General features: G+C 67.0%; 12 protein-coding genes. 3 read left to right on the top strand and 9 right to left on the bottom strand.

Going from position 1 to position 14,969, the window contains the following annotated elements:
• Positions 1 to 16: 16 nt before the first annotated feature.
• From KY501_RS20600 to KY501_RS20625, 6 genes are all read right to left on the bottom strand, one after another.
• A complete protein-coding gene (locus tag KY501_RS20600) occupies positions 17 to 1,108 on the bottom strand; it encodes a Kelch repeat-containing protein (RefSeq protein ID WP_224364917.1) in 1,092 nt (363 codons plus the stop codon).
• 208 nt (positions 1,109 to 1,316) lie between these two features.
• Positions 1,317 to 2,399: a Rieske 2Fe-2S domain-containing protein gene (locus KY501_RS20605; RefSeq protein WP_224364918.1), complete on the bottom strand. Its 1,083-nt coding sequence runs from the start codon at positions 2,397 to 2,399 to the stop codon at positions 1,317 to 1,319.
• A gap of 73 nt (positions 2,400 to 2,472) precedes the next feature.
• Positions 2,473 to 3,468 (bottom strand): metallophosphoesterase family protein, encoded by a 996-nt coding sequence (locus KY501_RS20610; RefSeq protein WP_224364919.1) that lies wholly within the window; start codon positions 3,466 to 3,468, stop codon positions 2,473 to 2,475.
• A 68-nt stretch (positions 3,469 to 3,536) separates the two neighbouring features.
• On the bottom strand, positions 3,537 to 4,859 hold the full coding sequence (locus KY501_RS20615; RefSeq protein WP_224364920.1) for a hypothetical protein: 1,323 nt from the start codon (positions 4,857 to 4,859) through the stop codon (positions 3,537 to 3,539).
• A gap of 37 nt (positions 4,860 to 4,896) precedes the next feature.
• Positions 4,897 to 7,383 (bottom strand): heavy metal translocating P-type ATPase, encoded by a 2,487-nt coding sequence (locus tag KY501_RS20620; protein ID WP_255636694.1) that lies wholly within the window; start codon positions 7,381 to 7,383, stop codon positions 4,897 to 4,899.
• A 162-nt stretch (positions 7,384 to 7,545) separates the two neighbouring features.
• On the bottom strand, positions 7,546 to 8,544 hold the full coding sequence (locus KY501_RS20625; RefSeq protein WP_224364921.1) for a coiled-coil domain-containing protein: 999 nt from the start codon (positions 8,542 to 8,544) through the stop codon (positions 7,546 to 7,548).
• A 210-nt stretch (positions 8,545 to 8,754) separates the two neighbouring features.
• On the opposite strand from KY501_RS20625, the gene KY501_RS20630 reads away from it, so the two are divergent.
• Complete coding sequence (locus KY501_RS20630; RefSeq protein ID WP_224364922.1) at positions 8,755 to 9,789, top strand: AraC family transcriptional regulator; 1,035 nt, start codon at positions 8,755 to 8,757, stop codon at positions 9,787 to 9,789.
• Between the two features lie 32 nt (positions 9,790 to 9,821).
• On the opposite strand, the gene KY501_RS20635 is transcribed toward KY501_RS20630, so the two are convergent.
• Positions 9,822 to 10,898, bottom strand: a complete 1,077-nt coding sequence (locus tag KY501_RS20635) for a trigger factor (RefSeq protein WP_224364923.1) — start codon at positions 10,896 to 10,898, stop codon at positions 9,822 to 9,824.
• Positions 10,899 to 11,362: 464 nt separating this feature from the next.
• Between KY501_RS20635 and KY501_RS20640 the strand changes: the two genes are divergently transcribed.
• Positions 11,363 to 12,217: a trypsin-like serine protease gene (locus KY501_RS20640; protein ID WP_224364924.1), complete on the top strand. Its 855-nt coding sequence runs from the start codon at positions 11,363 to 11,365 to the stop codon at positions 12,215 to 12,217.
• A 149-nt stretch (positions 12,218 to 12,366) separates the two neighbouring features.
• A complete protein-coding gene (locus tag KY501_RS20645; protein ID WP_373691628.1) occupies positions 12,367 to 13,275 on the top strand; it encodes a trypsin-like peptidase domain-containing protein in 909 nt (302 codons plus the stop codon).
• A 15-nt stretch (positions 13,276 to 13,290) separates the two neighbouring features.
• On the opposite strand, the gene KY501_RS20650 is transcribed toward KY501_RS20645, so the two are convergent.
• Positions 13,291 to 13,854: an RNA polymerase sigma factor gene (locus KY501_RS20650; RefSeq protein ID WP_224364926.1), complete on the bottom strand. Its 564-nt coding sequence runs from the start codon at positions 13,852 to 13,854 to the stop codon at positions 13,291 to 13,293.
• 11 nt (positions 13,855 to 13,865) lie between these two features.
• Positions 13,866 to 14,966: a cupredoxin domain-containing protein gene (locus tag KY501_RS20655; protein WP_224364927.1), complete on the bottom strand. Its 1,101-nt coding sequence runs from the start codon at positions 14,964 to 14,966 to the stop codon at positions 13,866 to 13,868.
• Positions 14,967 to 14,969: the final 3 nt, after the last annotated feature.

Genomic DNA, 14,969 nt, shown 5'->3' on the forward strand with positions numbered 1-14,969 from the left:
GCGCGTGCCGCGCGCCTCAGGGCGTATAGAGCAAGGCCGAGGCGAGATTGCCCGCGGTGCCGGAGCCTCCCGCGATGAGCACCTGGCCCGAGGGCAGCACCGTCGCGGAGTGACTGGCCCGGGGCTCGGGCAGCGAGGGCCCGAGGCGCCAGTGGTTCGTGCCCGGGGTGGGATCGTACAGCTCGACCGTTGCCAGCTTCCTCCCTGCCTCGCCGTAGCCTCCCACGACGAGCACCTCGCCCGAGGGCAGCAGCGTCGCCGTGTGGCCCATGCGCGCCTCCGCCATGGGCTGGGTGGTCCTCCAGGTGCCGGTGGCCGGCTCATAGAGCTGCGCCATCGTCCCTCCCAGGAACAGCACCTGGCCCGAGGGCAGCACCGTGGCCGTGTAGTCCGTGGGACGAGGCATCACGGAGCCCGCGCTGCTCCAGGTGCTGGTGGCCGGGTCGTACAGCGCCGAGGGGACCGGAGCTCCTTCAGAATAATACCATTCCGAGACGAGCACCTTTCCCGTGGGGAGCAAGGCCACCGCGGGCGAGTTCCTGCGCATGGGAGCGGGGGGAGCCTCGGACCACGCCCCCGTGGTCTCGTCGTACAGCTCGATGATTCCAGGCAACTTCGGGTCGCCGATGTCACCTCCGGCCACAAGCACCTTCCCCGAGGGGAGCACGACAGCCCCAGGAAACTGCCGAGAGGGGCGCATGGGTCCCGTGAGGGCCCAGGTGCCGCTGGCCGGGTCATACAGCTCGGCGGTGCTGGAGAAGCCCGCATGCCCCAAGACCATGGCCTTGCCCGAGGGGAGAAGCACCGCGCTCTGGGTGATGCGCGCCTCGTTCATGGTACCGGCCGGAGTCCAGAGCCCGGTGGCCGGGTCATAGAGTTCCGCGTCCTTCCGTGCGCCATGGATGTCGTCGGTGGCGCCCGTTCCGCCCGTGACGAGCACCTTTCCGGAGGCCAGCAGCACCGCCGCGTGAGAGCTGCGCGCGTTGAGCATCGTTCCCGTGGTGCTCAAGCTCTGGGACGCTGACTGCCCCGGCCCGGGTGAGTCCTCCTTGTCGGCCGTACAACCTGCAATGAATGCCAACATCAACACGAGCCCTGACCTAGTCATGATGCGTCTCCTCATGGTGGGTGTCTTGGCTGCTGCTGAGCGACGGTCGCCAGAGAATCACAGACCCCCGACTGGATGGGCAATGTGAGTACAAGCGACTCCTGTCACCCTCGCGAGGGATTCCGCTGCGAACGCGTCAATCCACTCACAGCGGCGACAGGACGGCCATTGCCTGACACAGGGAGGAGCGGCGTGACATCCGCCCACCTCACACGAGCATCTTCAACCGCGTCTCCTGCACCGGCTCGTCCGCGGGCTTGACCTTCTCGCGCTCGACGGAGCGCAGCAGGCGGAGGATGGCCGGGCCCAGCACATCCAGCTCGGTGGACACATACATCTCCGTGCCGAAGCGATGGATGGTGTCCGTCTGGCGTTTCAGGATGCGCGCATCCTGCGAGAAGATGTGCAGCGCCACGGGCGTGAGGAAAGGCTTCACCAACCAGTGGGGGATGGGCAGACGGAACGTCACCACCGCGTAGACGAGCGTCTCCCAATCCGACACGGGCGTCATCGCGGACGTCACCATCAAATGACTGTCATCCCCGATGCGGTACTCCACCTGCGCGATGGATGGCAGCAAGAAGCGATCGAAGTGCTGCAGCACCGCTCCACTCGGCGCCAGCACCCGGCCCACGAGCCCCTTGGGCTGAGACTCGCCGATGTACTCGGCCTCCACCTGGGTAGAGCTTCGCCGCACCACGACTTCGATCTCGTTGGTCTTCTCCGCCGTGCGGAACAGGCCTCCGTGGAGGAAGGCGGTGTGCGGCACGTCCAGCGTGTTCTCCAGCGTGGAGTGCAGCGAGCCGGGAGCCTTCAGGATGCGGCGCACCGTGCTGTAGCCCTGAGCATCCAGCAGCGGGAAGCGATAGGGCTCCGTCGTCGGCTCCACGCCGGGCGTCGAGTACACCCACACGAAGCCATCCTGCTCCCGCACCGCGTACGAGGCGGCGCAGCGGGCCTTGGCCCGGGTGTCTCCGAAGAGGCCGGGGATGGCGCGGCACTCGCCCGCCGCGTCGAAAGTCCACCCGTGGTAGCCGCACTGGAGCTGGCCGCTCACCACCTTGCCCAGGGACAGCGGCACGTTGCGGTGCGGACAGCGGTCCAAGAGCGCCGCGGGCTTGCCTCCCTCGCCTCGGAAGAGCACGAGGGGGGTGCCCTGCAGCGTGCGCGCGAGCGGCTTGCGGCCCAGCTCGCGCGACGCACAGAGGATGAACCAGGAGTTCGGCAGGTGGACTACCGAAATGTTGCCGGCGGGGGCACCCGGCGTTCGCGCCTCATCGCGAGGACTCATGCTTCACAGTCTAGCGAGCCGCTCGCCGGGTGCACGCTTCCCGAACATCCCCGGTGCCCGCCCGACCGCCCGGCTATGCGATGAGGACCTGGAGCCCCCGGAGCAGTTGGAGCGCTGCCTCCCGCGAGGGCAGCCCTGCCTGCTGGATGAGCACGGCGTCGGGCTCCTCCTGGGCCACCCGGCGCTCCAGCTCGTGGAAGGCCTCCAGGCGAGCCTCGCGCACGCGCTGACGCTCCTCGGGAGCGAGCCGCTCCGCCACCCAGGCATCCACGGCCCAGGCCAGCTCGGCGTGACGCAGCTCGTCCTCGGCGATGAGGGCGAGCTCCTCTCGCACCTGGGGGTCCTGCGCCGTGCGCGCCTGCCACGCCACGACGACCGCGCCGTACATCTCCCGGACACACCCCTCCCGCGCGTTCTCCAGCGCCATGGCCTCCAGCGAGCGCGCGGAGAATGGGGCGATCTCCACCGTGGGCATGGGCGATCCGTGCCTGTGGGCCAGCGCCTCCATGGCGCGCGTGTGACGGACCTCGTCTCCGGCGGAGCGCCGGGCCGCGCGAATCAGCGCCTCCGGGGCTCCGTGTGCCTTCAGCTCGTCCGCGAGCCGGAGGAAGGCGGGCACGGAGGCGGATTCCAGCCAGGCCATCTCGGCGAAGAGGGCTCCCAGGGAGCAGCGTGCCGCCACCCGGCTCGCCTGGAGCCCCTCGGGCTGGCGTCCATCGCTGTAGCAGCCTCCGGGCTTGATGTAGTGGCACCTGGTGGACGGCCTCGTCCCAGTCCCACCATCCACGTAAGTCACCGGGCCCAGGGTGACGCTGCAGTTCGAGAGTTCCGGCAGGCTCCTCTTCTGGCACACCTCCATGCAGGTCTCGTTGGTCGGCACCCCTCCATCCGAGAGGTACTCGTAGCCATCTGAGACGGCGGGAGTGGGGTCATACGGGATGCAGCCCCCGTAGTCGTCACCATCCGAGCACCCCGCGAGCGATAGCGACGGGACAGTGAGCAACAGACGGGCGATGGTCCTGCGAAGACGGCGGTTCCGGAAGAGGGATGGGCTCCTGCCACTGTGCATGGCGGTCTCCAAGCGTGAGGATTTCGGCCCGGCCCCCCGTGCTCACGCCGCCTCCGCTATAGCACCACTCAAGGGTGCGAGTCCCCATGTCCCGCGTGCCCCTCGTGGCGCATGGGAGCGGAGCTCAAACGCAGGTAGATCATCCCGCCCACCGGTATGCGGCTCCCGTAGGTGGACTCGAGATCCTCGGGGATGGGGTTCACCGCGGCACGCACGCCCACTCCGGGCAGCATCGGCCCCAGAGGCCCGAAGTTCCTCAGATAGCCCAGGGCCAGGCTGGCCACGCCGAAGGTCTCTTCCTCCAGAGGCTCGGGTAGCACCAGCTCATGGCCTGTCTTCTGGACGTACTCGATGCGCCCGAAGAAGACGTTGAGGCCGTCCAGGTCGAGGTTCGACTCCAACAGGTACGCATTGGACGCTCCGTGCTCGCCCTCCACGTTGCGGCCGAAGACGGCCGAGGTCGCCCAGTGTCCGCCGGAGCCCAGCGGCCGGTGCACCATCACGGACGCGGTAAGGCGGTGCAGCGGTTCGTCCGGGTGGAGTTCGTCATGGCTCGGGATGAATCCGTAGGACACCTGCATGCTGACTTCTCGCGTGGGGTTGGCACTCAACCGCACTGAATAGGAATCGAGCTTCCGGAAATCGAAGTCCTTGCGGTTCTCGTCGGGCTCCCGGCCATTGAACCAGGATGCCTCCAGCTTCGCGGTGGGCGTGACGACTCCCGCGGTGAGGACACCGAAGGAGATATGCGTGGAGTCCTCCCAGTGGTGGCCGAGCACTGCCAGTGGATCCGATGACGCGGACAGCCGGTGCGGGAAGGCTGCCGGGCCAAGCGCGGGCTCGCCCACGGGCGCGACGTAGAGCTGGAAGCCCCAGTCCTTCGACAGTGCCTGGGTATAGGTGGTGGCCAGCTCCATGAAGAGGTCATGCGGGTGCTGCCGATCGCGCAGCGGCTCGCCGCGGTACGTCTCTCCCGTCTGGAGGAGCAGCGGATAGCCGCCATGGCGCTGGGCGGTGAAGGGCTCGGGGCTGAGCATCACCCGGACTCCAACGTGGGCCTGGTTCGCCTTGCGCTCGGCCATCAGCATCACCCAGCCCACCCCGAGCACGGCGTCGTCCCCGCGCTCGCCCCCCTGCCAGTCGTATCCGCCGAAGAGCAGGCCGTGGAACATGAAGTCCCAGCCTGCGGCGCCCCAGTGCAGTCCGGCATGAGGCGACGCATCCGGCTGCCACGCCGTTCCCGAGGCAGTGCGCGTCATGGGAATCTCCTCGACGGACAGCTGCTCCGAGGGAGCTGGCTGCTGCTCCTGACCGTGCGAGTGCGGGTTCGCCTGAGCCCTCGCGCTCATCGGGAGCACCAGCAGGGACACCATCAATAGCGTGGAACGCATAGGCAGACCTTGGGTCTTCGAATGAAATGGCTCGAACTCAGAGCGACAGGCGGCGCAGGCGCAGGGCGTTGCCGATGACCGAGACCGACGACAGGCTCATCGCCGCGCTGGCGAACATCGGGCTCAGCAGCAGCCCGAACACCGGGAAGAGCACCCCGGCCGCCAGCGGCACCCCCAATGTGTTGTAGATGAACGCGAAGAACAGGTTCTGGCGGATGTTGCGCAGCGTGCCCTGGCTGAGCTTCCGCGCTCGAGCAATCCCGAGCAGATCACCCTTCACCAGCGTCACCCCCGCGCTCTCCATCGCGATGTCCGTCCCCGTGCCCATGGCTATCCCCACATCCGCCTGAGCGAGCGCTGGCGCATCGTTGACGCCGTCCCCCGCCATCGCCACCACGCGGCCCTCGGCCTGGAGCTTCTTCACCACGTCCCCCTTGGCCTCCGGGAGCACCTCCGCCATGACTTCGTCCATGCCGAGCTTGCGCGCCACCGCCTCGGCCGTGGTGCGGCTGTCCCCCGTGAGCATCACCACCCGGAGGCCCTCTTTCCGCAGCAGCGTGAGCGCCTCGGGTGTGGACAGCTTGATGGGGTCGGCCACCCCGAGCGCACCAATCGCCTTCCCGTCCTCCACCACGAAGACCACCGTCTGGCCCTCGCGCCGCAGTGCCTCGGCTCGCTCGGCCAGCGCTCCCGGCTCCACCTCCAGCGCCGCCAGCAGCGTCACATTGCCCAGGGCCACGGAGGCTCCGTCCACCCGCCCCGTCACTCCCTTGCCCGTGAGCGAACGGAAGTCCTGCACCGGGACCAGCACCACGCCGCGCTCCTGCGCTCCCGCCACGATGGCGGCGGCCAGCGGGTGCTCGCTGCCACGCTCCAGACTCGCGGCAAGCCGCAGCAACCGCATCTCCTCGTAGCCCGCCTGCGGCACCACCGACACCAGGCGCGGCTTGCCCTCCGTGAGCGTCCCCGTCTTGTCCACCACCAGCATGTCCACCTTCTCCAGCCGCTCGAGCGCCGCCGCGTCCCGGATGAGCACCCCCACCTGCGCCCCGCGCCCCGTGCCCACCACCACCGAGATGGGCGTGGCCAGGCCCAGCGCGCACGGACACGCGATGATGAGCACCGCCACCGCATTCACCAGCGCATACGCCAGCCGAGGCTCCGGCCCCCACACGCCCCAGACGATGGCCGTGACCACCGCCACGGCAATCACGGCGGGCACGAAGATCGACGCCACCTTGTCGGCCAGCCGCTGAATGGGAGCGCGGGTGCGCTGGGCCTCGCTCACCCGCTGGACGATGCGCGACAGCAGCGTGTCCCGCCCCACCCGCTCGGCCCGCATGACCAGGCTCCCCGTGCTGTTGACGGTTCCCCCCGTCACCTTCGCCCCCGGCGCCTTCTCCACCGGCATGGACTCGCCCGTGACCATGGACTCGTCCACCGCGCTCTCCCCTTCCAGCACCGCGCCGTCCACGGGCACCTTCTCGCCCGGACGCACCCGGAGCCGATCTCCCGGATGAACGTGCTCCAGCGGCACATCCTCCTCCTGCCCATCCTCACGGATGCGGCGAGCCGTCGCCGGAGCCAGGCTCAGCAGAGCCCGAAGCGCGCCCGAGGTGGCCCGGCGCGCGCGCAACTCCAACACCTGCCCCAGGAGCACCAGCGTGGTGATGGACGCGGCCGCCTCGAAGTAGACGGGGACACTGCCTCCATGCCCGGTGAACGCGTGCGGCAGCGCGCCAGGAACCCATGTGGCGAAGAGACTGAAGAGGTACGCCGCACCCGTGCCCAGCGCGATCAACGTGAACATGTTGAGGTGCCGGTTGCGCACGGAGGCCGCGCCGCGCTGGAAGAAGGGCCATCCGCCCCACAGCACCACCGGCGAGGCCAGCACCAGTTGCAGCCACGCCAGCGCCGAGGGCGACAACGCCCGCTGCACGGGCTGACCCGGCAGCAGATCCGACATACCCAGGAACACGACGGGAACGGTGAGCACCAGCGATACCCAGAGCCGCCGCGTCATGCTGAGCAGCTCGGGGTCCGGCGGCTCCTCCACCGTCACGGTGCGAGGCTCCAGCGCCATGCCGCAAATGGGGCAACTGCCCGGCGCGTCCCGCACCACCTCCGGGTGCATGGGGCAGACATACTCCGTCTTCGTCGCCACCACGGGAGCTTCCGGCTCCAGCGCCATGCCGCACTTCGGGCAGGCTCCCGGATGGTCCTGCCGGACCTCTGGGTCCATCGGGCACACGTACATCGTGCCCGGCGGGCCAGCGGGAGGCTCTTCCTCTTTGGGAGTGAGATACTTCTGGGGCTCGGCGCGAAACTTCTCCCGGCACTTCGGATTGCAGAAGTAATAGGTGCGGCCCTCGTACTCGAAGGTCCCGCCCTTGGGCGCCTGGGGGTTCACCTTCATCCCACAGACGGGATCCACGGGCCGCCCATCATCCTCCCCGGATGCGGGAACGTGCGAGTGGGCGTGTGCGTGGGAATGCTCCGCCGGAGAAGGAGGCTGCTGGCTCATCGTACGGCTCCTTTCACCCTGGCAGACGGAGCGCGGTCCAGCCTCTTACAGTGGTCACGCCACGTTCAGTGCCCGGGAGGACACCCCGAGAGCGGAGGCGAGAACAGATTCTCGCCTGGCTGACAGCCCCACACACTCCGCGCCAGGGCGGGAGCCTGGCGACTACTTGTTCTTGGGGTAGTCGCGGCTGGCGATGACGCCCTGCACCTCAGCGAGGGCCCGGGCTCCGGAGGCGGACTCCAGGGCCTTCTCGGCGATGGCCTGGACCTGACGCTTGGCCTCAGCCAGCTCCGTCTGGAGGAGCTGCAGGGCCTGCGCCTGCTTGGTGTTGGCCTCCTTCAGCGAGGCGATCTCCATGCTCGCCACCCGCTGCGAAGTCTCCGCGTCCTTCTGGGCGAGCGTGAACTTCATCTCCCACTCGGACTTCACCCGATTGCCAGCGATGGCCGCCGCGGCATCCGTCTCCTTCTTCAGGGCCACCGGGAAGTCCGCCACCTGCCTGCGGAGATCCTGCAGCTCCTTCTCCCGGAGCTTCAGCGCCTCCTCCCGGGTGGCCCAGTCCTTCTCGAGCAACTCCTTGCGGTCGCGCTCGGCGGCAACCTGCTGGCGCAGCTGCTCCAGGAAGGCGTCCTGCTCCTTCTTGCGCTGGAGCTGGATGTCGTAGCTGTACTGCTCCTCGGCGCGCTTGCGAGCCACCTCCGCGGCCTCGCGCTCGGCGGAGAGCTCCGCAGCGGACTTCGCCCGGGTCTCGGCGATCTCCTTCTGCAGCCGCTCCATCTCCAACTGGAGCTCCGCCTTCTTCTTGTCGTACTCGGCAACAAGGACATCGATGGCGCTGGCGGCGGTGTCCCTGCCATGCAGGGCGGTGAGCTCCTCGGTCTTCAGCTTGATGGCCTCGTCGAGCTTCTTCAGCTCCTCGACGAGCGAGATCACCTGCTCGTTGATGCCTCCCAGGGTCCTGTTGATGGTGAGACCGGCCTCGGTGACCTTCTTGACGGCGGACTCAGCGGTGAGGTTCGAGACATCCACCAGGACGTTGCGAGCATGAGACTGACGGGCCTCCTGCTCCTTGGCGGAGACGACGGGCTTGTTGCGAGCCTTCTTGGCCAGCTCCTCGAAAGCGGCCTTGGTCTGCTCAGCGGAACGGTTGCGCGAAGCCATGGGAAATCCTCCAGGAAATGCGGGGTGGGACTCGCGGCGGAAAGGGCCTGCGAGGGGTAGCAACTCGTGGCCCCGTGTCAGGCGGCCATGCGCGAAAAGTACCCAGCGGGTCTGACATTTTTGGGAGGGGTTCGCGTGGCCTGCCGAGTCATGTCCCAGGTCGGATTGCCGGTGCATGATTCCCGGTTCGGGAACCCGGGATTTCGCCACATGTCTCGCCGCCGCTCGTCGCTGACGGTCACCAGCCTGATCCTCGCTCCGCACCTCGAACTCGCGCGCAAGCGCGGCCTCCGGATCGAGGACGTCTTCTCCGCGCACCACGTCGACCCGGCGCAACTGGAGGATCCCGAGGCGCGCGTGCCCCTGGCCCTCGCATACGAGCTGTTCCGAGCGATGAGCCGCAGGCTGGACGAGCCGCACTACGGCCTGCGCCTCGCCTTGGAATCGTCCGAACTCAAGGTGTTCGATGTGGTGGGCTACGTGGTGGCGAGCGCCAGCACCGTCGGCGAGGCGTTCTCCGCCACCGTCCGCTACCAGCGGCTCCTGTTCAGCTTCCAGCCCATGTCCTTGACGGTGGAGGGCGACGAGGCCCGCTTCGTCACCCTGCCGCCTCAACCGAGTCCCGGGACCGCGGTGCCCAGCGAACTCGAGGACTTCGCGCTGGGAACGGCGCTGCTGCGCCTGCGGCGGTTCACGGGCTCGGAGGTGCAACCCCGCTCCGTCCGGCTGCGCCACCGGGCGCCGCGAGACGCACGTGCCTATCTGAGTTTCTTCGGCATCGAGCCGGAGTTCGGTGCCGAGGTGAACGAACTCGCCTTCGACGCCAGCTTGCTGGCCCTGCCGGTGCGAGGCGCTGATCCGACCCTTCACCGCATCGTCGCGCGCCACGCCGAAGAGATGCTGGCGCGAGCTCCGAGCGGCCACCACTTCGTCGACGAGGTGCGCCGCCACATCATCCAGTCCTTGCGGACGGGCCTGCCCAGCGCCTCGGAGGTGGCGCACCGGCTCGGCTTGAGCACGCGCAGCATGGCCCGCCGCCTGTCGGACGAGGGCACGACGCTCTCGGCGCTCATCGACGAGGTGCGCCGCGACGTAGCCCTCGTCCAGCTCCGGCAGACGGACCGCAAGACGCTCGACATCGCCTTCATGCTCGGCTTCTCGGAGGTGAGCGCCTTCCACCGGGCGTTCCGCCGCTGGACGGGCACCACCCCCGCCGAGTTCCGCCACACCCAGGCACGCGGGTGACGCCTCCCCGGCGTCCCGAGCGTGGGCCGCCGTCAGCTCTCTTCGCCTTCGAAGTGGATCTCCGCCTGCTCCATCACGTGCTCGACGGTGAACAGGTGCCAGGCGAGGTTGATCAGGGGCACGGCGGTGTCCGGGTTCGCGAGCGCCTCCCGTACTTCCGATTCCTGGAGCCCATAGGCATCCAGATACTTCTCGAGGACGCCAAACTCGCCCCCCTCCTCTAGCTGGAGCTGATCCCGCTCGGCGACGGCCTTGAGCGCGAGGGAGGTGCGCAGCCGCCGCTCGACCTCCGCTCGCGTGGCGGGATCCGCCTTCCAGGCATCGAGCGCCTCCTGCGTCTCTTCCGGCGAGAAGTTCTTCTCCCGAACCGTCTGTCCCTCGGCCAGCTCCCAGCGACGGCGGATCTCCTCATCAATGAGGGAGTCGGGCAGGTCCACCTCCACCCGCGAGGCGAGCCCCTCCAGCACGCGGTTCCGCGCCTCCAGCCACCGCGCATCGGAGCGCTCCTCGAGCAGCTCCTCGCCCAACGCCTCCATCACCTCCGGGAGCGTGTTCCCCCGGCCGAGCTCCCGCAGGAACTCCTCGGACTCGGGGTCGGGCAGCATCACCTCGCGCGCGGCCAGCAGATCCACCATGAACCGGGCTCGCACTCCGCGCAGGGACTCGACGGGGTAGGACTCCGGCAGCACGAGTTCGATGCCCACGCAGTCGCCCACGGCTGAGCCGGCGAGGGTCTCCACGAAGCCGGGCAGTTCGTCCTGGGGTTCCAGCTCCATCCACATCTCGCTGCGGATGCTGAAGGGAATGAGCCGCTCGTTGGCGTAGCCGATGATGTCCAGCTGGACGTCGTCGCCCGGCTCGACGGGCTCACCGGGCTCGCGCTCGCGAAGCTGCGCGTGCTCACGCGCAAGCTGGTTGAAGTGGAGGATCAGTTCTTCCTCGGTCAACGGGGGAGGGGCGGGCACCGAGACACGGATGGGCTCGTCCGAGGAGAGCCGTGCCTCGGGCAGAGGAACGGACGTGGAGTCCATTCCGGGCAGATGCTCGCTGCCGGAGCCCATGAGATCGAGGACCGCGATGGACTCCAGGGTGTCGTCAGGCCGTGACATTGCGGCTCCTCCGGGCTCTCAGTTGGGTTTTCGGAAGCGGAGAGACAGAGTTTCTTACATGGGTGGCACCGAACTCCACCACTCTCATGCCCCATTCCCCTCCGCGTCCTGGGAATCCTACTCTCACCGTGCTCCCTGCCACTCCTGACGCGGTCAGAAGCAGCCATTCGCCCGAACCCCCATTCCAGCCTATCCGTCCACTCTGCAGTGCCGTTCTGGCCTCGGCTCTACATCTTCGGGGAGACCATCCCCGTGCGCACGCTGGCCCGCCTTGCTAGACTGCCTTGATCCGATGCCTCTCAGAGCAGGACAACATGCATTCCGACCGTTCCTCCGCATCGGAGCAAAAAACAGAATCCAGCAGGCAGCGGCGGCGCAGAGTGCTTGTCACGGCCCTATGCCTATGGGGCGTAGCGGGGCCCGTCATTGGCTACATCGCTCACTCCAGAGACGTTCCAAAGCCAGTGAATCCCGAGAAGGAAGAGCAAGCGCTTCGTGGCACGCCGAAACTCGACGCCCAGCACGTGGAAGGGGACGTGTTCCGCCTGGCGGGGACGGTGGACTCCACGAACCGGTTCCAATCGACGGTTGTCGTGGTGGCGAGATTGCCCGCGGCTCCCAGCAAGGGACTCCAGTGCAGTGGTGTGCTGCTTGACCCAAGAGTGGTGCTGACCGCGGGCCACTGCGTTTGCGGCAAGGCGGTGCTCTCCGTTCCTGACGGGGAGGAGAGAATGAATGTAGATGGCAGTTCGTGCGCGGCCCACGCAACCGTGGAGACCGTTGTCTATGATCCACCGATGCCTGGCGAGGGCATGGGAGCGCAAAGACATGAATATCGCGGGCGAGTGATTCCTCATCCCAAACTCAGGATCCATCTGAACAAAGAGGGTTCTATCGTTTCAAGCGATGGAGATCTGGCTGTCATTCTCCTGGATTCGCCTGTGGACAGGAAGATTCAATCCATGCAGTTGGCGGAGGCGGATGTCGTGCCTCACGAATCGATTGTCCTCGTGGGCTATGGCAGCGATGAACGTCTCGGCGGAATGGGTGGGGAACGTCGATTCAACGAAACACGCGTCGCGGCGAATCCTTGGCTCGCTCAAGGAAGCGTGTTGTTCGAGCAACCTGGGCGCGACATCTACCGGGGCGAGAGCGGAGGGCCCTGCTTGCGCGAAAGCGCCCGGGGCTGGGTCCTGGTCGGCGTCTCAGGCAGAGGCCTGGGGAAAGAGCCCATCTTTATCGATACGTATCCCTACCGCTCCTGGTTGCTCGAGCAGATTCACCGGGCGGCGGATGTGGAAACGGATGGCGGCCTGTGACGCCTGACCTTGCTGGGCGCTCTCACTTTCAAGAAGGTCTTCCAATGGCCCGGTTGCTGACAATCCTGGCGCTCGTGAGCAGCGGCTGCTTTGGAAATTCTCTTGGGCAAGATGAATCCAGCCGAGAGACGCTACGGAACCGGAGACCGATGGTGGTCCCAGGGCCAAGAGATGTTGGCAATCGCTACAAGTCTGTCATCAAGGTGTTTGCCAGGGAGAAGGTCGACAAGGAAGCCAACAACCCGAGCCTGACAGGCACACTCAAAGACCTGGCGGGAAGTGGCGAATGCAGTGGAGTCTTGATCGACTCCCGTCATGCCGTCACAGCCGGCCATTGTGTCTGCATGGTGCGGCCCGGGCCAGGAAGGCGTCCTGACCAACCCCGAGCCTCCAGTGCGGGTCAACCTCAGTTCGCAGCCGTTTTGACGCGAAACAAAGCGACCCGGAACCACAAGATTGTGGCCTTTATCGATAGTTCGGAGTGCGCCAAGAAAGCCAGACTCGAGACGTTTATCTATGATCCTCCTGTTCCCGGAGAAGCCCCAGGAGTGCATGAGAAGGAGTACTTCGGAACTGTTACACCCCATCCGGAATTCGAAATGCTCTATGACGACAGCCCTCAACTGGTGTGGTCGAATGCGGATCTGGCGGTCATCACTCTTGACCGTCCGATAAAAGAGCTCCCGTCATTCAAGCTCGCAACAAGGGAGGTCAGAAAGGACGACCACATCGTCATGGTTGGGTATGGCCCAGGAGATGGTGAGGACGCTGTCTATGGCAAGCGTCATTCGGGCACGAATGTAGTGAGCCGAGTCTGGCCGCTGGAGACAGGGAGCGCGGAGTTCATGGCCAGCGAGCAGTTCCTACCCGATGGCGGACCTGCTTCGCACGTTCTGGGCGGTGATAGTGGCGGTGGGTGCTTGAACCGAGAGGATGGCGACACTCTCGTTGGCATCACTTCTTCAGGAGCCGAGAATCTAAAGGGCGAGCGCGTCTCAATCTTCACGAGCGTCTACGCTCATCTAGCGTGGCTGGAGCAGCAACGAAGCGCCCCCTGAGCGTACAGAAAGCCCTCAGGCCTTGGCTCCGCTGCGCCGCTGGCAGGAGCAGTCCAGGCACCCGTGGGTGGCGCAGGTGCCACAACTCCGCTCGAGTTGCTGCTTCAGCGCCTGCCGCGCTCGGTGGAGCCGCACTCCTGCGTTGTTCGGCGTGATGCCAACCTCCGCGGCCACCTCGGGCACGCTCCGCTCCTCCAGATCCACCTGTTTCAACAGCTCGGCGTACTCGGGCTTGAGCGTGGGCAACAGTGCTCCCACGCAAGCACAGATGGTGCTCTTCAGCTCCGGATCCGGGCCGACCTCCGTCGCCTCTCGCGCCTCTCGCTCCAGCGCACGGCCTTCCGCCGCCTGCTTCCGGTAATGGTCCACCAGGGCATTGCGCAGGAGCCGGTAGAACCACGCCACAGCGCTCTCTTCCTCGCGTAGCGCAGCGCCCTTCTCCAGCGTCCGCACGAAGGCGGCCTGCAACAACTCCTCCGCCACCGCGCGGTTCCCCACACGCCGCTCCAGGAACGACAGGAACTGCTGGTGGTTCTCCACCAGCGTCCGCACCACCGCCTCTCCCTCGCCGTGCTCCATGCCGCCCCTCCTCAGTTCACGACGAGCTGGCCCTTGAGCATCCCCATGCCGCACATGAAGGGGAACGTCCCCGTCTTGTCCGGAGTGAACTCCACCACCGTCTCCGAGAGCCCCGGCAGCGACTTCTTCACCCCGAAGTCCGGAATGACCAACTCCTCCGAGCACCCGGCCGTATCCTTGCGCTGGAAACGCAGGCGGACCGGAACGCCCTTCTTCACCTGCACCTGGCCCGGGTTGTAGCTGCCGTCCACGCGGATGGTCACCTCCTGCACCGGCTCCGCTGCCTTCGCCTCGGCCTTCGCATCGGATGCCGCTGCTGCGTCCTTCGGCGTGAGGAGGAAGGTGATGAAGTACTCGGGGTCTCCCGGCATGGGCAGGTGCACGGTCGTCTCTCGCTCCTGATCCGAGGCTGGCAGCAGAGCCGTCAGGAACTGGCCTCCCGGCTCCGAGCTGAGCGGCGCGCTCTTACCCCCAGCCTCCACCGTCCCCTTCATCCCGCCAATGGCCACTGGCTTGCGGAACTCATCCGTCACCCAGACGCGCACCTCACCCGAGCGCAGCGAGAGCACCTCCAGGTGCATGTCCCCGCTCATGGCCACGACTCCGCCCTGGAGCGGCGTGTGATCATGCTTCGCCATGCCCGCCTGCGCGGATCCCGCATGGCCGTTTGACTCCAGATGCGCGGTGTAGCGCACTACCTCCGGCTTTCCGCCCTGCACCACCGTCACCACCATGGTGCGGTGCTCATCCGTGTGCGCCGGTCCCTGGCCCTCCAGGTGGTCTCCGACAACAGCAAGCGTCACCTCGGGGTAGCCACCCTTGGCCACCTTGATCGAGCCGCTGGCCCCTTCGATCGGGCGCACGTTCAGCGCGTCGTCGAGCAGGTAGACGCGGTAGTGCCCATCTCGCGAGGCCACCAGCTCCAGGTGCCCACGAGGAGTCGACTCCACCCATCCACCGTGCGGAGAAGCGTGCGCGTGCGGCTGGCTCTCATGAGCCTTGCTCGCCAAGGGCCTGGCCTCAGCGACGAGCGTGGGATTTGGAGCCTCGGTCTTCTTGTCGCACGCAGCCAGCAACCCGGCGATCGCCAACCATCCCATCCAGCGCTCCATGCG

Source organism: Hyalangium versicolor, from assembly GCF_020103695.1.
In the GTDB taxonomy this organism is placed as follows: Bacteria; Myxococcota; Myxococcia; order Myxococcales; family Myxococcaceae; genus Hyalangium; species Hyalangium versicolor.